Origin of the sequence: Flavobacterium cerinum (genome assembly GCF_004028155.1) — a bacterium.
Taxonomy (GTDB): domain Bacteria; phylum Bacteroidota; class Bacteroidia; order Flavobacteriales; family Flavobacteriaceae; genus Flavobacterium; species Flavobacterium cerinum.
Genome location: NZ_SBII01000012.1, coordinates 82898 through 103000 on the forward strand (window position 1 = coordinate 82898; position 20103 = coordinate 103000).

A 20103-nucleotide genomic window follows, 5' to 3' on the forward strand; every position below is an offset into this window, starting at 1 on the left:
TCAACATACAACAAAAAAGGCTTCCAAATCGGAAGCCTTTTTTTATGCTTTAAATTTCAATGGCAAATGCACCACTTTTTTTGTCTCAAAAAATTCATCTTTAAAAAAGTCAGATAAATTATACTCCGTTGCTTTTGGAAAATCCTGAAGTTCCTCAGTAAGATCGCCACCTTTTAAATACAGGATACCGTTCTTTAATTCGTGGTTTTGTTTTTTCTTAATTTTATCTTTTATCCACGTCACAAAATCGGGCATATTTGTTACGGCGCGACTCACAATAAAGTCGAAATCACCCTTTACATTTTCTGCACGAATCTGTTCTGCCTTTACATTTTTCAGTCCTAATCCCTCGGCTACCTCCTGCACTACTTTTATCTTTTTAGCGATCACATCGATAAGATAAAATCGTACTTCAGGAAAAAGTATAGCTAAGGGTATACCAGGAAAACCACCACCTGTACCCACATCCAGAACATAAGCACCTGGCTTAAAATCCATTACTTTTGCTATACCAAGCGAGTGCAAAACATGTTTGGTGTAAAGCGACTCAATATCTTTTCTTGAAATCACATTGATCTTAGCATTCCAATCGGTGTACAAAGCTTCAAGTCTTGCAAACTGTTCCAGCTGGATTTCGGTAAGATCCGGGAAATGCTTTATTATCTCCTCCATTATTTTTAATTTTAGCAAAAGTAAACATTTGGCACGATATTTTATACCTATGTTTAGTTTGGCTTTCCAAATATAACTACCTTTGAACCTCAATACTATATATTGTTTTATATGCATATAAATCCTCCCGTTTTCTCTAAAAATGACTCTATAAAATTCTTCCGAACGTTAAACAAACGGGTTAACGACTATTTCAAAGAGAACAACATAAAAAAAACCGGAAACTGGAAACTGCACCTTAAGGCAGTTATCATGTTTTCACTACTGCTTACCCCTTATTTTATTATCCTTGCCTTAAACATGCCTTTATGGATACAGTTACTGCTATCTATAGTAATGGGTATTGGTATGGCTGGCGTAGGTATGAATGTAATGCATGATGGCAACCACGGCTCTTATTCAAGTAAAGGATGGATGAACCAGTTTATGGGAGGAAGCCTTTACCTGCTCGCAGGGAATGTATACAACTGGCAGGTACAGCATAATGTACTTCACCACACATATACCAATATTCATGGACATGATGAAGACCTGGATGCCGGAAGGATAATCCGTTTTACACATACTGCCGAATGGATGAAGATCCATAAATTTCAGCACTACTACTCGATTTTTCTATACGGACTTTTAACTTTTAACTGGGCGATCACTACAGACATTAAACAGATGAGACGCTACATTAAAAGAGGTCTCTCTTATGGTGAGTTTCAAAGTCCTGTTAAACAGTGGACCGTATTATTTATTACAAAAATTATCTATGTGATGATATGGATCGTTACCCCAATACTTTTGGGTATTGTTTGGTGGAAAGTGCTTGTAGGCTTTTTTGTAATGCACTATGTTGCCGGACTTATCCTGAGTGTTGTATTCCAGCTTGCTCACGTAGTAGAAGAAACTTCAAACCCAATTCCTGATGATAATGGCGAAATGGAAAACACATGGGCCATTCACCAATTGTATACTACTGCAAATTTTGCCCCTAAGAACAAAATTGTAAACTGGTTTACAGGAGGTCTTAACCACCAGATAGAACATCACATTTTCCCAAATATAAGCCATATCCATTATGGTAAAATAGCCGAAATTGTAAAACAAACGGCTAAAGAACACAACTTGCCTTACCATGAGTTTAAAACCATGAGAGCTGCTGTTGCTGCCCACTTTAGACATTTGAAAGAATTAGGGATGAAACCCGCATTAAATTAGTATAATCCAAAAAACGTTCTACATCAATGAATCCGCTTTCTGACAGAATTAATAACTTATCTACATCACAAACCCTTGCAATGGCTGCAAAAGCCAGAGAGCTTAAAGCACAAGGAATAGACATTATTAGCTTGAGCCTTGGCGAACCAGACTTTAATACTCCTGATTTTATTAAAGAAGCTGCTATTAAGGCCATTCACGAAAACTATAGTACTTATACTCCGGTAGAAGGTTATGTAGAACTTAAAGAAGCTATTTGCAGAAAATTTAAACGAGACAATGATCTAGACTATAAGCCTTCGCAAATTGTAGTTTCTACAGGTGCTAAGCAGTCACTATACAACATTGCCCAGGTAATGCTTAATGATGGTGACGAAGTTATACTTCCTGCTCCTTACTGGGTAAGCTATTTTGAGATCATTAAACTTTCGGGAGGTGTGCCGGTAGAAGTACCAACATCTGTAGATACCGATTTTAAAATGACACCGGATCAGCTTGAAGCAGCTATCACACCAAAAACAAAAATGATGTGGTTCAGTTCGCCATGTAACCCAAGTGGATCTGTTTACAACCGCGAAGAGCTTACAGCACTGGCTAAAGTATTAGAAAAATATCCAAACATATATGTCGTTTCAGATGAGATCTATGAGCACATTAATTTCTCGGGGACTTTTTGCAGCATAGGTTCTATCCTTGGAATGATGGACAGAACAATTACTGTTAATGGTGTTGCTAAGGCATTTGCTATGACAGGATGGAGAATAGGCTACATTGGTGCTCCTGAATTTATCGCTAAAGCGTGTACAAAAATACAGGGCCAGGTAACCAGTGGTGCAAACAGTATTGCACAGCGTGCTACTATTACTGCTGTAGATGCCGATCCAAGCGTATTGAACGACATGGTAAAAGCATTCCACGGACGTAGAGATCTTGTAGTAGGTTTACTAAAAGAAATCCCGGGCGTTAAGATCAATGTTCCTGAAGGTGCGTTTTATGTATTCCCTGATATGTCTCACTTCTTTGGAAAAACACTTCGTGGTATAGCTATAAACAATGCAGACGATCTTTCTATGTATCTTTTAGCAGAAGCTAATGTTGCTACAGTAACTGGTGATGCATTTGGAAACCCTAACTGTATCCGTATATCTTACGCTACCAGCGAAGACATACTGAAAGAAGCATTTAAAAGAATAAAAGAAGCTCTGGCTTAAAAATACAGCCCTGCAATTTGCGGGGCTTTTTTTATACTTTTGTTTTATGGACACAGAAAAAACAGGCTCTATATTTTCATTGCTAATCGGACTTCCAATAGGTTTAGCAATGGGTACAATGGCACTTTCGGCATCAAAATTTTATCCATTTCGTTTTTTGTTAAATCTGGCCAGTTTTAAACTGTTTTGGAATCCGGCAGTATGGACTCTCATCGCAGCAGCATTAGCCATTATTTTATGGAGAACCGGTAAGACAATAGCTCCAAACCTGGAGAAAAAAGATATGCTTCGCACAAGCTTTCTTTTTACTTTTTTAGTTACCGTAAAACTTTTTGTTTTTATCGCAGCTATTTACTTTATTGCTATAATTGCCCAGTGGATTAGAATAGGTGATGCAGCATTTTTAGCCATTGTTCCTTATTCACTCATTGCAATGATTTTCTTTTTTGCTTTTACCACAGTAATTGTAGCATTTACAGGAGGATTATTAGTGGTGTACCTAACAAAGCAAAAACTTAAAATAATGCAGGGAACTCAATAAGCCAATGTTTAAAAACATTGTAACTTTAGCATTCCAAAAAATCATCTAAAAATACTATTCCAAAAATGCAGAAAAAAATATTACTCTTAGGATCAGGAGAATTAGGTAAAGAATTTGTTATTGCTGCACAGCGCATAGGCCAAACGGTTATTGCCGTAGACAGCTATGAAAATGCACCTGCCATGCAGGTAGCACATGGCTTTGAAGTAATAAACATGCTTGACGGTGCCGCTCTTGATGCTATTGTAGCCAAACATAATCCTGATTTTATTGTTCCGGAAATTGAAGCGATCCGCACAGAGCGTTTTTACGATTACGAAAAACAGGGTATTAAAGTAGTGCCATCTGCCAAAGCAGCAAACTTCACAATGAACCGTAAAGCAATTCGTGACCTCGCTGCAAAAGACCTTGGTTTACGTACTGCAAATTACCGTTATGCGACATCGGGTGAAGAACTTAAAAAGGCAGTTACCGAGGTAGGTATGCCATGCGTAGTTAAACCGTTAATGTCGTCATCAGGTAAAGGACAGTCTACTATAAAAACAAAAGAAGATATCGAGAAAGCATGGAAATATGCTGTTGAAGGTTCTCGTGGAGATGTGGTAGAGGTAATTGTTGAAGCATTTGTAAACTTCAATTCTGAAATCACGCTCTTAACCGTAACTCAAAATAATAACCCTACTCTGTTTTGTGCGCCTATCGGACACAGACAGGAACGTGGTGACTACCAGGAAAGCTGGCAGCCTGCCAATGTAATGGATAAGGATATAGCCGAAGCTCAGGACATGGCCCGTAAAGTGACCGAAGCCTTAGGCGGCGCAGGAATCTTTGGCGTAGAATTTTTCCTTACTGATGAAGGTGTTTATTTCTCTGAACTTTCGCCAAGACCGCATGACACCGGAATGGTTACCCTTGCCGGAACTCAAAACTTTAATGAATTTGAACTGCACCTGCGTGCGATACTCAGCCTGCCTATTGCAGAAATCACGCTTGAAAGAGCCGGGGCAAGTGCTGTAATACTGGCATCTGAAAACAGCGATAATCCAACGTTTAGCGGTGTAGAAGAAATTGCTGCGCTACCTAAAACGGACTTTAGACTGTTTGGTAAACCAACCTCCCGCCCTTACAGAAGAATGGGGGTAGCCTTAGTAAGTGAAAGTTTAGACACTCCTATTGAAGATATTATTGAAAAAGCAAAAGCTGCAGCCGGACTTGTTAAAGTCCATGCATAAACCAAAACTTATTTATATAGAAAAAGCCGCAGTTACCTGCGGCTTTTATTTTTTAAGGTAAGATAGAATTACTTCTTTCCTATCTTAAGGTTATCAAACGTAGAAACATCGATTACTTCTTCGTTGTCTACATCAAATGATATTTTAATGCTGTCTCCTACTATTGTTACAGGAAGCTCATTAGAAAGCTGTGACGAACCAATAAATATTTTAGGGTTACTGTTTACCGTAAAGTAATAAAAACTGTTACCGTTCTTAATATCGCTCTGTATACGGGTTACAACTGTACTAATTACAGTACGGCTGTCTTTCGTTCCCGGGTTTACCCTGTTTCCAGCCATATTATATACATTCTTGTAAGACATTAAAGTTTCACGCATAGTGTTACCCACGCCTACTATTGTATAATCGCCAATGGCAACCATAGCATACATTTTCACTAATCCTCCACCGTCTTTAAGCGTCATTACATAGGTAGGAATGTTATTGATATTATATGGAACGGGCAATGAAGCACGATATCCTTTTTCCTGCACTTTACCTTCGGCAGAACGCTGCGCAGCATACTCTGTAGCACCACTTTGATTATACATTGTTGTTTCTTTTGTACGGGTATCTACCAATACAAACCCAACTGCCGATTCTTCTTTACCTACAGATGATACTCCTGTATACCAGTATGATCTTCCGTCTTCACCATATACCAGGGTAAGGTCTTCGGTAATCATAAGCTTGTTTTCGTTACTCCAGTTCCAGTAACCTTTTACATACTCACCCCAGTCGCTTAACTGTTCAATGATAAACGATATAGGTTGTATCCTGTCTACCCATTTAGGCGTATCGGCAATAGAGTATTCACTAATAGCGCCGGTTTGAGCATCTACAAGTACTACACCTACGGCATCGTCTCCTGCAAAACCAATGCGTTTTTTATATTTAGTAGCTACCCAGAAAGGCTTACCATTATCATCAATTTCAAAATTATAGTCGGCTAATCCGGTAGTAGCATATCCATTAAAGTAAAGATGCCTTGCTACCTCACTGCCAAAGTAAGCACCCGGCTGGTATTTAATTTTCAGGTCGACACCATTAAGTGTCTGAACCAGTTTTACATCACGTTCGTTCGTTGCAGATACCATTACATATCCTTCGGTACCTTCGCGATTGTTCAGCCATTTAAAAAAACCTGAATGTAAAAGAGGTGCTACCCAGTAAAGATCGTTACCCACTTTCTGGATAAAGAATTCACCAAGTTCTGACTTACTGCCTAACGCAGGATCAGACCCCAGGATCTTCTCCCCTAATAAATAAGCAAGTTCCTCGTCTACCACCCTAACTTTATTGATAGGTAAAGGCGCAATGTGGTTTACCATTTCTTTACCCGGATGTACCTTGCCTATCATTTCGCGATAAGACTGGCTCTTAAATATTGGTGCACTTGTAATTAAGGGTAACAACGTTAAATAGACAACAATAACACCTGCTAAAGCAAACATCACTTTGTTGAACTTAGAAAATTTAATTTTCCCCTTGTTATTAATGATACTAATATCTGCCGTTAAAAAATTTCCTAACACGATAAGAAAAAGAAGAAGTACGGCAAAGCCTACGAATCCATAATTAATTACCGGTAAAGCGAAATAGAAAAATAAAAATGCAATGAAGAATAAAAAAAGAATTGCCAGTGGCTTTCTCATGATTGTTTTTGTGTTTGGTTACTTATTATACGCGAAATGCGTACAAATGTTACAAACAAATACAAATATTAATAAGAAAGCGATGATTACAAATAAAAAAATCCCTCTGGAAGGAAGGATTTAATTAAAAAAAATATTTTATTAGAAAACCCGTGGGTCTTAATAAGGTACTCAAATGTAATAATTTTATAAACACCTGGCACACAGTAAAAGTTAATTTAACTGTTAAATATTTTATGCTTCTTAAAAATTATATAAAAGCATGCCGGGCAGGCAACTCAAAAGTTGGTGCTACTAAAATAAAACCCTATTTTTGGCTGAATATAAAACCAAGACAACAAACTTATGAAACTGCTTGTTGTAGAAGATGAACCAAATTTGCTTTCGGTAATCCGAAAAGGGCTTTCGGAAAAAAACCACGATGTGAGTGCCGCTCTTGATGGCACTACGGCATTGCAAATGATAACAGAAAACACTTTTGACGTTGTTGTTCTGGACATTATGCTGCCCGATATTAACGGTATAGAGATATGCCGCCGGGTAAGAGCCGCAAATAATTTTGTCCCGATCCTGATGCTCACTGCACTTACCAGCAGCGAAAATATTGTTACCGGGCTTAATGCCGGTGCTGATGATTATCTCGCCAAACCATTTCGTTTTACCGAACTCGAAGCACGTATAAACGCGTTGGCGCGAAGAGCCGGGCAGGAACATAGGCCTTCTGAAATTATTAGCATTGCCGATCTTGAAATAGACCGTAAAGCCAAAACAGTAAAACGCGGGCAGGATACTATATTACTTACGGCAAAAGAATTTAAACTACTGTATTATCTTGCTAAGAATACCGGAAGCGTACTTTCGCGCGAGAAAATACTGGATAATGTATGGAACATTAATTTTGATATGAATACCAATGTGGTGGATGTCTATATAAATTATTTACGGAATAAAATAGACAAGCCCTATACAACTAAACTCATTCATACCTTAAAAGGACTGGGGTATGTATTAAAATCATAATATGCAGATTAAAAAGAAAATTACTATTACTTATGTTGCACTTTCAAGTGTAAGCACACTTGCGCTATGCATAGTTGTTTTCTTTTTATTCAAACAAAATAATCAGTACTACTTTTTAAAAAGACTTGAGGACAGGGCAAAGATTGCATCATCTATATATTCTCAAAAAGATCCTGTAAAAGCAGAGTACTATCAAAATCTTAAAACAAACGGGCTGGAAGAACTTGTTGATGAAAAGGATTATGTGCTCAAAATAAATGGCGAGAATACTTTTGAATACAATACAGAGCTCCAATTGCCTCCTGAATTTTATACCGAAGTAATGAAAAACGGCTACGCCTGGGTTATGCAGGACGAGCACAAATATTACTATGCACAACTATTCAATGAATCGGGATTAAACTACATGGTTATTGTTACCGCAAAAGACCGCAGGGGTAACACCAGCCTGATATACATAAGTCGTATACTTGCCATTGGCGGACTTGCCTTTGTAATTATAGCTTACTTTTTTGGACGTTTTCTGGCCATTAGGGTTATCAATCCGGTATCAAGGATCACAAAAGAAGTAAAACGCATTAGTGCTTCTAACTTACACAACCGTCTTTTAGAGCCCGAAGAAGGTGGCGACGATGAGATTGTAGACCTTACCAAGACATTTAACAACATGCTTGACAGGCTGGAGACATCATTTGAAATACAGGCTAACTTTATAAATAATGCATCTCACGAATTAAAAACACCAATAACCACCATTATTGCTGAAACCGAAATAACCTTACTTAAAGAGAGAGAGCCGTCTGAATACATGAGTTCTCTTGAAAACATAAACAAACAGGCCTCAAGGCTTGCTACTCTTACGGAAAGCCTGCTAAAACTTACACTAACCGGTTATGACGGGCAAAAACAGGTACAGGACATTGTGCGCATAGACGACCTGGTAATGGATGTAAAATGCAATCTGGACAAGTTATACCCCGAAAACAGGGTTAACATTAATCTCAATAAAATACCTGAAGACGATTCATTATTGGTGCTTCCCTGCAACAGGGCATTGCTTGAACTTGCCGTAGGCAATATTATCACCAATGGTGTTAAATATTCTGATAATGATGAAGTTTTTGTAAACCTGAGTGCCGATGCCAACACTATTAAAATTATAATTACCGATATAGGAATTGGAATACCTCCCGAAGATGTTCCTTACCTTTATGAACCTTTTTTCCGTGGAAAGAAGGCTGCTTCTAAATATGTAGGCTATGGTTTAGGTTTACCCTTAGCCATGAAAATTATACGTATTCATAATGGTGATTTAATTATCCAGTCGGAACCTGATAAAGGAACTGTAGTAACTATAGTCTTCAATAGATCCAACATTAAAAATTCTAATGTAAAATCTTAGAATCTTCTAATTTTATTTTAAACCCATTCTTATTTGCAGGTTGTTGTTTTGTATGTATAAACTAAAACGTATACATTATGAAAAACATATTAATTCCTACAACCCTTGAAACAGATTCATTAAACGCAGTAAAAACAGCTATTAAACATGCCGATGGACAGAACTGTTCCATTGTATTAATGCTTGTTTATAAAACTCCCGATGCAGATTCCGGATCACTTTTTTTAAGGGAACTGGCACTAAACCTTACTGTAGCGCAACTTAAAACATTACAGGATTGCCATGCTCTAGCAGATGCAACAGATAACTGTAGGTTAAAAGTGCACAACCAGTGCGGCATGTCACGTCCATTATTAAAAAATCTTATTGATCATCTGGGGATAGATCTTGTTATCCTGACAGCTTCATACAAAAAAGAGTGGGCCTACATCCATACCTATTGCACAAAACTGCTTTTAAACTGTAAATCGCCCATTCTTCATTTAGGGAATAAATACAGTGACTATGATTTTAATAAAGCGCTTTTCCTGGAACGCAATCAAACCAAAATTGGTGTTCAGGAATTACAGCAGATTACTAATAAACAATTCACATTTAAAATTGTAAGTCAGGCCAAATTCCCGGAGGAACAAAATTCGGCAGACATTACACCACTTCTTATTGAAACCATTTCAAAAAACAATATTGATCTTTTAATCGAGACCCGCAAAGTGGAAAAAAGAAATGCTAAGAGAAAAGAAAGCGCCGTAATTAACGAAGCATTGGGTTTACCTATGCTCTCCATATATGATGAGGTCGTATAAAGTTTATAAAATAATTACCGAATTTAATTCCTGAAAACATGCTTTTAAAGAAAAAAATACCAATGAAATATGTATTGGGCAAGATAAGAATCGAGCTCATACTCGTTATGCTGTATGCCACAAGCTTTGAAGTAGTACATCAGTTTTACCATAAAATATCAATAAACATACCTATTGCTGTACCTACTATAATAGGCACGATCATATCATTACTCCTTGCTTTTAAATCGAATCAGGCATATGACCGCTGGTGGGAAGCCAGAATTGTTTGGGGATCTATTGTAAATGATTCCCGTACATTATTAAGACAGGTGATTAGCTTTTACAGCGATCCTGATTTCTCTGTACAGGCGAATGATTTTAGGGAACGTTTTGCTAAAAGACAGGCAGCATGGTGTTATGCGCTTGGGCAGTCATTAAGGGGTAAAGACCCTATTAAACCCATAAAAACCTTGTTGTCTGACGAAGAATTTCGTTTTGTAAAAAGACACAAGCATGTTCCTAATGCTATACTTATGCTGCATGCCAAAGATTTAAAAAAAGCAGCCGAACAGGGTAAGATCAACGCATACCAACAGGTAGAGATCGACAAGACCTATACCAGGCTGTGTGAAGCTATGGGTAAATGTGAACGTATTAAAAATACAGTGTTCCCTACTACTTACAGTATGTATATCCGTTTTACATTATGCCTCTTCATTATGCTTCTTCCTTTTGGATTAACCGATTCTTTAGGATGGTTGCAGATACCATTAGTAACAACCATTGGAGCAGCATTCTTTCTTATAGAAAAAATGGCCATTCATTTACAGGATCCTTTTGAGAACAGGCCTACAGATACACCTATGATCTCTATTTCAAATACTATAGAGAAAAATTTATTACAAATGGTGAATGAATATAATGATGAGTTTGACCCTAAAGCAAAAGCATTGGAAGACCCGAAACTGCACCACATCCAGCCGGTTAAAAATGCGTATTTTGTTCTTTAAAAAAGATGGCTCTCTTTAGGTGAATCTTCCTTCATGTTTTATTCTACACATCAGGTTATTGCCTATGGCAGAAAAAAACTATTTTTGTAGCCACAAAATAAACTGAAGACAAAATGAAAGCATATGTATTCCCGGGTCAGGGTGCCCAGTTTACCGGAATGGGTAAAGACCTTTATGAACAATCAGCTCAGGCAAAAGAATTATTCGAAAAAGCCAATGAAATACTAGGCTTTCGTATTACAGATATTATGTTTGAAGGTACTGCCGACGAACTTAAAGAAACTAAAGTAACGCAGCCGGCAATATTTTTACACTCGGTTATCCTGGCAAAAACTTTAGGCAGTGATTTTAAACCTGAAATGGTAGCAGGTCACTCTCTTGGAGAATTTTCTGCCCTTGTAGCTGCCGGTGCACTAACTTTTGAGGACGGATTAAAACTGGTTTCTCAACGTGCTCTTGCAATGCAGAAAGCCTGCGAGATCACGCCATCTACTATGGCTGCTGTATTAGGCCTTGAAGATAAAGTTGTAGAAGATGTTTGTGCTTCTATAGATGGTGTTGTTGTTCCTGCTAATTATAACTGCCCAGGGCAATTGGTTATTTCGGGAGAAACATCAGCTGTAGAGAGAGCTTGTGAGGCAATGAAAGCTGCCGGAGCTAAAAGAGCCCTTATTCTGCCTGTAGGTGGTGCGTTCCACTCTCCAATGATGGAACCGGCACGCGAAGAGCTTGCTGCTGCTATAGAGAAGACTACTTTTACAGCTCCTGTTTGTGCAGTATACCAAAATGTAACGGCAAGTGCTGTAACAGATCCTACAGAAATTAAACAAAACCTGATCATACAGCTTACTGCTCCGGTAAAATGGACGCAGTCTGTACAGCAAATGATTGCCGATGGTGCTACTTTATTTACAGAGGTAGGCCCAGGAAATGTATTACAAGGTTTGGTTAAAAAAATAGATAAAGATGCCCAAACAGCATCTGCAAGCTAATAAAGCTTAGTACTAAAATATAGAATCCTCATTGCTTTTAGTGATGGGGATTTTTTTAAATAAATTGTATATTTATTCAAATCTTTCGAACATGAAATTTAAAGCAGTAATACTATTGGGAACATTAATTGCAGCTACAGTGAGTACAATCATGTTTATGCGATTTAGCAACGATCACAAAGAATGCCATACTACTATAAAGCGGGTAACCAATGTTAAGGGTAAGACTGTTACTGTACAAGAACATGTTTGCAAAGAAAAATACAATATCTAATTTTTTATGCCCATTACCTTAAGACAAGCCACACATGGGGATCTTCCTGAAATGAAGGAACTATATGTTGGTACAATTACAACTGTTTGTACCAATGATTACACTCCTGAGCAAGTTGCTATCTGGGCTTCTTCTGCACAAAAAGCACAACGTTGGATCGATCTTATAGATCATCAACTGGTTTTAATTGCTCAAAAAGATAATAATATAGTTGGATTTTGCTCTCTGGATAAAAACGTATACATCGACTTTATGTATGTGCACAAAGATTACCAGCACCAGGGTATTGCCAAAACACTTTTATTAGCGATTGAAGATAAAGCCCGGAATACCGGCACTAGTACAATTACATCAGACATAAGTAAAACCGCAAGGCCTTTCTTTGAAAGAAAAGGCTATAAAGTAATTAAGGAACAAATAAACATAAGGCAGGGTATAGAGATTATTAATTATAAAATGTCCAAAGATATAAATCCGGAATAATCCCACGAGAATGGGATACTGATTTTTTAATTTGAGATAGTGTATCTTTACCAAATGATATATGAACCGCTCCTACAGGATCCGCTAACTTTAAGGCAGGCCGTCCTTACAGATCTGGACGAAATTAAGGAGTTATTTACTGCCACAATTACTACTATTTGCACCAATGATTATACTCCCGAACAAATTGCAGTTTGGGCCTCTACTGTAGAAAATTCCCATCGCTGGTATGATGCCGTAGCCGGCCAGCTATTTTTACTTGCCGAAATGGATGATAAAATCGTGGGCTTTGCCTCTTTGGACAATAGTACATACATTGACTTTATGTATGTACATAAAGACTACCAGAGACAAGGTATTGCTGAGATATTAATGGAAGAGCTGGAAATAGAAGCGAGAGATTTTGGTACTATAACACTAACATCTGATGTTAGCAAAACTGCCAGACCTTTTTTTGAAAGAATAGGATTTGAAGTCGTTACCGAGCAATTGAATCTGAGGAGAGGTGTAGAAATTGTAAACTATAAAATGTCTAAAGCGTTACTATAACTCATCCTGATATAAAAAAATCCAAACCTAAGGTTTGGATTTTTTTATATCTTAAATTGTAAATCAATCTACAATTAATCCTATTTTCTGATTTTCTGCTCCCATTTCCAAGCCGATTCCAATGCATCGTCTAAAGTAAGTTCTGCATTCCAGCCCAGTACATTATTTGCTTTTGCAGTATCAGCATAAGCCTCTGTAATATCACCTACACGTCGCTCTACAATTTTATAATTAAGCGTTTTACCACTTACTTTTTCAAAGGAATTAATAACATCTAACACTGAACTTCCTGTACCGGTACCAAGATTGAACACTTCAGCTTTTTCTACATTCTCTTTATTCATTAAGCGCTTAAGCGCTTTTACGTGTGCTTTAGCAAGATCGACTACATGGATGTAATCACGTATACAGGTACCGTCGGCAGTAGGATAATCTGACCCGAACACAGATAATTGTTCTCTCAATCCAATCGCGGTTTGTGTAATAAAAGGAATTAGATTTTGTGGCGTACCTTTAGGAAGCTCGCCAATATTTATCGATTCATGTGCTCCTACCGGATTAAAATAGCGTAATAATATTGCATTAATATTACTAACTTTTACTACATCCTGTATTATCTCCTCGCCTATTTGTTTTGTGTTTCCATAAGGAGATAGTGCTGTTTGAATCGGAGCTTCTTCAGCTATAGGCATTATTGCTGCCTGGCCGTAAACAGTACAGGAGGAACTGAATATAAAATGCCCTTCAGGTTTCTTTTGAAGTTCCTGAAGTAGATATATAAGAGAGCTTATATTATTTTCATAATACAGTAATGGATTGTCTACACTTTCACCTACTGCTTTAGAAGCCGCAAAATGAATAACACCGGATACATCGCTATACTTTTTGAAAAACTGATGAACAGCAGCTTTATCTCGAAGATCTATCTGTTCAAAATTTGGCTGTTTGCCTATAATCGAGGTAATTCCATCTAAAACTTCTAATGAAGAATTTGACAGATCATCTATTATAACAACATCAAAACCTTCATTTTGCAATTCTACCACTGTATGTGAACCGATAAAACCAAGTCCTCCTGTTACAAGTACTCTCATATTTATTTTGTATTTTTTTTCGGCGTGATCGTAAAATCAAATAAATACTTACCGTTTTTATCTTTATAATGGTATTTTAACAAAACTGAATTATCTCTGATATAAGCCATCTGAGGATCTGTATCTGCTGCGTTTTGAGTAGTTTTCATTATATTTTTCTTAGACTCATCCAGATTTACAGTAAGAGAATCTTTGTTTACACGAACCGTGTAAAGATACACAAGTGTTAACGGATTTTCTGTTACCGTTGTGTTATCAAGTATTGTATAAGCATCTATAGTAATGGGACATTTTTTATTAATCTCCTCAGATGTTTTTATAACTTCAGACGCTACTGCATTATTACCCTTACACATAACACTAACTGCAATAGTCATTGTAAATGCTATTGCAAAAGATATGTACCTTATTATATTCTTCTTTTTGTGGCTATCCATTAACTAAGAAATTCTAAAACACTGTCTGTTATAAATTTAATTTGTTCATCATCCAGTTCTGTATGCATTGGCAATGATATAACTTCTTTAACCAATTGATTTGTTACAGGGAAATCAGCTTCATTGTAACGCGTATCAGCGTAAGCTTTCTGGCTGTGTAACGCTATTGGGTAATAGATTGCACAAGGTATGCTTTTATCTAACAAATACTGCATTAAACCATCACGATCTGCATTAATAATTCTTAATGTATATTGATGGAACACATGGCTGTTTCTTTCTCCTTTAACAATAGGCGTAATAATATTAGCATGACCTGCAAAGGCAGCACTATATTTTTCGGCAGCTGTTTGTCTTGCAACATTATAGGTGTCAAGATTAGGTAGTTTAACATTCAGTACTGCTGCCTGTATACTATCAAGTCTTGAGTTCACGCCGACTACATCATGGTGGTAACGCACATACATTCCATGGTTTACTATCCCTCTAAGTTTGTGTGCAAGTTCATCATCGTTAGTAAAAATAGCGCCACCATCGCCATAACAGCCAAGGTTTTTAGATGGAAAAAATGAAGTAGAAGCCACATGGCCCATTACTCCGGCTTTCTTTTTAGAGCCATCTGCGTACTTATAATCGGCACCAATTGCCTGAGCATTATCTTCAATAACATAAAGATTATGTTCTTGAGCCAACGTCATAATGGCTTCCATATCTGCAACCTGACCAAATAAATGTACAGGCACTATAGCCTTAGTTTTTGGCGTAATTGCTTTTCTAACTGCTTCTATAGAAATATTAAATGTATCCGGATCAACATCTACTAATACCGGTGTTAACTGCAATAAAGCAATAACTTCTACAGTAGCTGCAAAAGTAAAATCGGCAGTAATAACCTCGTCACCCGGTTTAAGGTCAAGTCCCATCATGGCAATTTGTAAAGCATCGGTACCATTTGCACACGGTATAACGTGTTTAGCACCAAGGTAATTTTCTAAATTTTTCTGAAAAAGGTGTACTTGCGGCCCGTTTATATATGATGTAGTATCTAGAACTTCCTGAATAGAAATATTTACAGTATCTTTAATCTGATCGTATTGACTTTTTAAGTCAACCATTTGGATTTTTTTCATATATGTTTCCTGATAATTCAGGATTGAATTAAAGGTTAATAATCATTTGCAAAAATAGTTAACTTAAATGGAGTAGACACCTTGGGCAAATGTTTTTTTGAACCTTTTATTCCAGTTTAAAGCTTCGTGATACAGGAACTTCTTCAAAATTAGTGAGCAATAAAGTTTTTGACGATACACTCTTAATATAATTTTTATTTACCACATAAGATCTGTGGCATTTTACAAAATTTGGAGGTAGTTCGGTTACAAGATGACTTAATTTCCCCCTGATGAAATTTCTTTTCCCATCCGTCGAAACAAGATTTAGGTAATGATCTTCCGCTTTTATGTAAATGAGCTTGTCAAGGTAAATTTTGGATTTATTTTTTAAAATGAGATGGTCTTCAATTACCAGCTGTTTTACTTTCTCAAGCTGTTCTACCGTTTTTGTGTGTTCTATTTCAATATCTTTCTTTTCAGCTTCAAGGCGTTTTTTATTGTAGTCAATTTTTTTCCATCGTATAAAAGAATACAGCGCTAGCAAAAATACCAAAAAAAGCAGGATACTGAATACTATTTTATTTTGTATAAGTTTCATTTTTATTTTTTGCAGCGCATTTATCTGCCTGTCTTTTTTTTCGACTTCATATTTTGTATTAATCTCATGAACCACAGCATTTTGTTCCATGTCTTTAATCTGGCTGTCAAGGCTGTCGTGTTTCTTTTCGTATTCGCGCCTCTCTTTATTATTATTCAGGTAATCAAACGTTTCAGCTATTTTTTTGTACAGCATTCTTTTCGATTTACCCTTATAATAAGGCAGCTGTATCTTTTCGGCTTTTAAAAAATAAACGATGGCCTCTTTATCACGCCCTTCTGTGAAATAGCTGTTGGCATAACTGTAGTTGTTTGCAAATAAATGAAACCTGTCTCCTGTACGGTTTATATATATTCCTGCAGAATCCAGATAAGAACGTGCCATGTTATATTTTTGCCATGTAACCATCAGCGTTCCTATATTACCATATACTTTTCCTTTTATAACATCATCGTTAGTTTTTTTTGCATGAACCAGAGCTTTGCTGAATAGTTTAAAGGCGTTGTCGGGAACCCGTTGATCTTTTAGGTTTTCATCAATTTTATCATGAGCATTTTTAGCATATTCGCTATAAGCATAAGCAAGTCTTATATCAGAATTGTTTTTTAGAGCATAACTGTAGTATTCATCTAAAAATGAAGTGCCATATTTATTATAGTTCTCCTGTGAAGAGATAACCAGATAAGCATCCAGTGCAATATCCTTAGAGAATTCAATGTTCTTTAGTTTATCAAATTCTTTTTTTGCATTGATAAAATGAATGAGTGCAAAGTCTTCCTTGTTTAAAAAAGCATAACATTTCCCTATTATGTACTGGTTTTTAGCATAGTCAGATCCCGATTTTACAGCCAACTTTTTTAATGAAACTATTGTGCTGTCGGGATTGGCTTCAATATTCCGGGTAATTAACGCAGACAGCGACTGACCATAACTTAGACAGCAGGATAACAAAAAGAGGAATGTTATTTTTTGTTTCATTAGCGTCTCATGAGTGTAAATATGCCGTCGCGTTTGGTAAATCTCGGAAGTCTTGAAGGAGTCTCTCCTCCGGCATCAAATACTTTGTTGCCAGGATGAAGGACATTCCAGCCCGCATTGAATTTTTTGTGGCCTTCATCGTCCATTTCACGATATCCAAATTTATTTAACCGGGTTTCAAAATAGGATGTCAGCTCATAAAAAGTTTTTGTATCATATTCATTTATATACATTACCCTTATTACATCCCCACTTTTCCATTCTTTAGGTTTTTCGATGCTGAAACGGATTGGCACTTCAGCGTTCATTTTTTCATTATCAGAAAGTTCAGGTTTCTGGGAATTATAATAGCTGAATATTATTGCTTTATTGCCATTATTGATGAGCATATTTAATTTGCCATATATATAGCTATCAGAAGAAGCCCATAAAACAAGAGCGACTTCAATTGTATCGTCATTAACATATAAATTACCTAAAAGGTATGCTGTTTTATTTTTAATGTCTGTACTCATTTTTATAGTTTTTAGCTATGATTGATTAACAATATTATAAAATTATTTATTTGAAATAAACGAAAAACCCCTTTTAATTGGGATTTTTCGTTTTTCTATTGAGATAATAAATCTTCTATCCCCATTTAACACAAATTTCTACCTGCAGCTTTTCATCCCATTTTACTTTTAGACAAACCTCCCCTCCCCTTGTATCATCATTATTGTCTCCAATTGCTCTATAGCAAACAGATCCGTCTTTAGAGGTAACTTGCCTTCCAAGCACTTCTTTTGTTGTTGTGTTTATCAGTGTTTTTTTATCATCTGATAATACTACTGTTCCGTTCTGAATAAGATCGTAAAGTTCTTCTCCGTTAATATTTTTCATGATATTTAAATTTTTATTTCCCTACTCTTTGATCCCGTTTTCGGTTCCCGGGTGTTTGGAATTCCGATGTCAAAACTCCAGTAAATAAACGGCTTAATAAAAAAAATGTCGTGAACTGCACAAAAAACTACGTGAACGGTAAAGCTGCATTAAGGATTTGCAAAAAGGAGTATGTTGTTGAGAATAATGAGGTTTAATTTCCTGAAAAAATAAGCGTAATTTAGCCCTTCAATTTTTTACCTATGTTTTTTCTTTATAACCTGCTCACTATTATTACCGGATATGCACTAAATATTGTGGCATTGTTTAGTCCGAAAATTAAACTTTTTGTTGAAGGCAGAAAGCACGTTTTTGAAACACTGCAGCAAAAAATAACAGCGACAGACAAAACCATCTGGTTCCATTCGGCGTCGCTTGGCGAATATGAACAGGGGCTGCCTGTTATGGAAAAAATAAAAATCCTTTATCCTAATCACAAGATTGTCCTTACATTCTTTTCGCCGTCAGGATATGAGGTGCGCAAAAACGCAAAAACTGCCGATGTTATCGTTTACCTGCCATTAGACACTAAAGCGAATGCACAGCGGTTTATAAAACTGGTACACCCGGAACTAGTATTTTTTATTAAATATGAATTTTGGCCCAACTACCTTAACGAACTTAAAAAGACCAATGCCTCATCTTACCTCATCTCGGGATTTTTCAGAGAGAAACAGGTATTCTTTAAATGGTATGGCGGCTTTTACAGGAATGCTTTAAAAATATTCAGCCATTTCTTTGTGCAGTATGAAAGTTCAAAAGTACTGCTTCAAAAAATCGGCTATAATAATGTGACCATTAGTGGCGATACAAGATACGATCGTGTAAGCGAAATACTGGAACGTGATAACTCACTCCCCTTTATTGAAGAATTTAAAAACGATAAAACTACTGTTGTATTTGGCAGCTCATGGCCAAAAGACGAAAGTATGTTTACTGATTACATTAACGCTTCGATATCCACCAAATTTATTATTGCGCCACATACAACCGCACCTGATCATATTAACGATATTAAAAACAGCATTACAAAAAAGACAGTTTTGTTCTCTGAAAAAGAAGGAAAAGACCTTTCAGAATATGATGTCCTGATCATTGATACTGTAGGGATACTTACCAAAATTTACAGTTATGCTGACGTAGCTTATGTAGGCGGAGGCTTTGGCACAGCCGGATTACACAATATATTAGAACCTGCTGCTTTTGGAGTTCCTATAATCATAGGGCCTAATCACCAAAAATTCCCTGAAGCAGTAGCTCTCGTACACATGGGTGGCTGTATAGCGGTAAAAGATAAAAAAGAAATGGAAGAAGCATTATCATCACTTATCCAGAATGATGATTATCGCTGGGAAAAGGGTCATATTGCAGATACGTTTGTATCCATGAACCGCGGAGCCGTAAATATTATATTAAAAAACATTACAGACTAATGAAAGCTACATTTAAACCTTTTGAAATTCAGGATATACCAACTGTGGTACCCATGATGAAAGAATTTTATGCTATAGACAATTACCCTATAGATGCTGACGTCACGACAAAAATGATGCATGAGTTTATTGAAAACGAGCACCATGGCAAAGGCTGGCTTATTATTAATGACGGTCAGGTAATGGGATACATTATATTAACTTTTGTGTTTTCTTTTGAATACAAAGGAAGAATTGCATTTTTAGACGAGTTATTTATCTCCTCTAAAGCACGCGGCATGGGACTTGGAAAACAAGCACTGGATTTTATACATGACGAAGCAAAAGCATTATCCTTAAAAATTCTTTACCTGGAAGTAGAGCAACACAACAAAATTGCCCAAAGTTTATATCTCTCTAAAAATTTCACGATCCATAACCGTGGATTAATGAAATTAGTAGTTAAACCATAAAAAA

22 protein-coding genes are annotated in these 20103 nt (G+C 36.6%); 14 read left to right on the plus strand and 8 right to left on the minus strand.

Annotated features, from left to right (window positions below):
- Positions 1-42 precede the first annotated feature (42 nt).
- The gene (rsmG, locus tag EPI11_RS15535) at positions 43-672 is read right to left on the minus strand and encodes a 16S rRNA (guanine(527)-N(7))-methyltransferase RsmG (protein ID WP_128390902.1); all 630 of its coding nucleotides are present in this window, start codon (positions 670-672) and stop codon (positions 43-45) included.
- Between the two features lie 111 nt (positions 673-783).
- On the opposite strand from rsmG, the gene EPI11_RS15540 reads away from it, so the two are divergent.
- The 4 genes from EPI11_RS15540 (at position 784) to purT (ending at position 4862) form a co-directional block, all read left to right on the plus strand.
- Positions 784-1878: a fatty acid desaturase family protein gene (locus EPI11_RS15540; protein ID WP_128390903.1), complete on the plus strand. Its 1095-nt coding sequence runs from the start codon at positions 784-786 to the stop codon at positions 1876-1878.
- 26 nt (positions 1879-1904) lie between these two features.
- Entirely contained in the window at positions 1905-3089 is a 1185-nt protein-coding gene (locus tag EPI11_RS15545) for a pyridoxal phosphate-dependent aminotransferase (protein ID WP_128390904.1), read from the plus strand.
- Positions 3090-3135: 46 nt separating this feature from the next.
- Positions 3136-3630, plus strand: coding sequence for a hypothetical protein (locus tag EPI11_RS15550; RefSeq protein ID WP_128390905.1), 495 nt, complete (start codon positions 3136-3138; stop codon positions 3628-3630).
- Between the two features lie 65 nt (positions 3631-3695).
- On the plus strand, positions 3696-4862 hold the full coding sequence (gene purT, locus EPI11_RS15555) for a formate-dependent phosphoribosylglycinamide formyltransferase (RefSeq protein WP_128390906.1): 1167 nt from the start codon (positions 3696-3698) through the stop codon (positions 4860-4862).
- Between the two features lie 68 nt (positions 4863-4930).
- On the opposite strand, the gene EPI11_RS15560 is transcribed toward purT, so the two are convergent.
- Positions 4931-6559, minus strand: a complete 1629-nt coding sequence (locus EPI11_RS15560; protein ID WP_128390907.1) for a hypothetical protein — start codon at positions 6557-6559, stop codon at positions 4931-4933.
- Positions 6560-6904: 345 nt separating this feature from the next.
- Between EPI11_RS15560 and EPI11_RS15565 the strand changes: the two genes are divergently transcribed.
- The 8 genes from EPI11_RS15565 to EPI11_RS15600 all read left to right on the plus strand — a co-directional run bounded on the left by EPI11_RS15565 (position 6905) and on the right by EPI11_RS15600 (position 13074).
- Positions 6905-7579, plus strand: coding sequence for a response regulator transcription factor (locus tag EPI11_RS15565; protein ID WP_128390908.1), 675 nt, complete (start codon positions 6905-6907; stop codon positions 7577-7579).
- Position 7580: 1 nt separating this feature from the next.
- Positions 7581-8981 carry a sensor histidine kinase gene (locus EPI11_RS15570; protein ID WP_128390909.1) on the plus strand — a complete coding sequence of 467 codons (1401 nt, stop codon included), beginning with the start codon at positions 7581-7583 and terminating at the stop codon, positions 8979-8981.
- A gap of 77 nt (positions 8982-9058) precedes the next feature.
- Positions 9059-9784 (plus strand): adenine nucleotide alpha hydrolase family protein, encoded by a 726-nt coding sequence (locus tag EPI11_RS15575; protein ID WP_128390910.1) that lies wholly within the window; start codon positions 9059-9061, stop codon positions 9782-9784.
- 38 nt (positions 9785-9822) lie between these two features.
- Entirely contained in the window at positions 9823-10776 is a 954-nt protein-coding gene (locus tag EPI11_RS15580) for a bestrophin family protein (protein WP_128390911.1), read from the plus strand.
- Between the two features lie 113 nt (positions 10777-10889).
- Positions 10890-11768, plus strand: coding sequence for an ACP S-malonyltransferase (gene fabD, locus EPI11_RS15585; protein ID WP_128390912.1), 879 nt, complete (start codon positions 10890-10892; stop codon positions 11766-11768).
- 91 nt (positions 11769-11859) lie between these two features.
- Complete coding sequence (locus EPI11_RS15590) at positions 11860-12042, plus strand: hypothetical protein (protein ID WP_128390913.1); 183 nt, start codon at positions 11860-11862, stop codon at positions 12040-12042.
- Positions 12043-12048: 6 nt separating this feature from the next.
- Entirely contained in the window at positions 12049-12525 is a 477-nt protein-coding gene (locus EPI11_RS15595) for a GNAT family N-acetyltransferase (RefSeq protein ID WP_128390914.1), read from the plus strand.
- 54 nt (positions 12526-12579) lie between these two features.
- Positions 12580-13074: a GNAT family N-acetyltransferase gene (locus EPI11_RS15600; RefSeq protein WP_128390915.1), complete on the plus strand. Its 495-nt coding sequence runs from the start codon at positions 12580-12582 to the stop codon at positions 13072-13074.
- 80 nt (positions 13075-13154) lie between these two features.
- Here EPI11_RS15600 and galE read toward each other — a convergent pair whose 3' ends face one another.
- From galE to EPI11_RS15630, 6 genes are all read right to left on the minus strand, one after another.
- Positions 13155-14168 carry a UDP-glucose 4-epimerase GalE gene (galE, locus tag EPI11_RS15605; RefSeq protein WP_128390916.1) on the minus strand — a complete coding sequence of 338 codons (1014 nt, stop codon included), beginning with the start codon at positions 14166-14168 and terminating at the stop codon, positions 13155-13157.
- Between the two features lie 2 nt (positions 14169-14170).
- On the minus strand, positions 14171-14605 hold the full coding sequence (locus tag EPI11_RS15610) for a hypothetical protein (RefSeq protein ID WP_128390917.1): 435 nt from the start codon (positions 14603-14605) through the stop codon (positions 14171-14173).
- Positions 14605-15735 (minus strand): DegT/DnrJ/EryC1/StrS family aminotransferase, encoded by a 1131-nt coding sequence (locus tag EPI11_RS15615; protein WP_128390918.1) that lies wholly within the window; start codon positions 15733-15735, stop codon positions 14605-14607. The genes EPI11_RS15610 and EPI11_RS15615 overlap by 1 nt, the downstream gene beginning before the upstream one ends.
- 106 nt (positions 15736-15841) lie before the next feature.
- Positions 15842-17293, minus strand: coding sequence for a LytR/AlgR family response regulator transcription factor (locus EPI11_RS15620; protein WP_128390919.1), 1452 nt, complete (start codon positions 17291-17293; stop codon positions 15842-15844).
- The gene (locus EPI11_RS15625; RefSeq protein ID WP_128390920.1) at positions 17293-17808 is read right to left on the minus strand and encodes a hypothetical protein; all 516 of its coding nucleotides are present in this window, start codon (positions 17806-17808) and stop codon (positions 17293-17295) included. Before EPI11_RS15625 ends, EPI11_RS15620 begins: the two co-directional genes overlap by 1 nt.
- A gap of 115 nt (positions 17809-17923) precedes the next feature.
- Positions 17924-18175, minus strand: coding sequence for a hypothetical protein (locus EPI11_RS15630; RefSeq protein ID WP_128390921.1), 252 nt, complete (start codon positions 18173-18175; stop codon positions 17924-17926).
- 242 nt (positions 18176-18417) lie between these two features.
- Here EPI11_RS15630 and EPI11_RS15635 point away from each other — a divergent pair, with 242 nt between their 5' ends.
- Together EPI11_RS15635 and EPI11_RS15640 are read left to right on the plus strand one after the other, a co-directional pair.
- Entirely contained in the window at positions 18418-19647 is a 1230-nt protein-coding gene (locus EPI11_RS15635; protein WP_128390922.1) for a 3-deoxy-D-manno-octulosonic acid transferase, read from the plus strand.
- Positions 19647-20099, plus strand: a complete 453-nt coding sequence (locus EPI11_RS15640) for a GNAT family N-acetyltransferase (protein WP_241657645.1) — start codon at positions 19647-19649, stop codon at positions 20097-20099. The genes EPI11_RS15635 and EPI11_RS15640 overlap by 1 nt, the downstream gene beginning before the upstream one ends.
- The last annotated feature ends 4 nt before the right edge of the window (positions 20100-20103 follow it).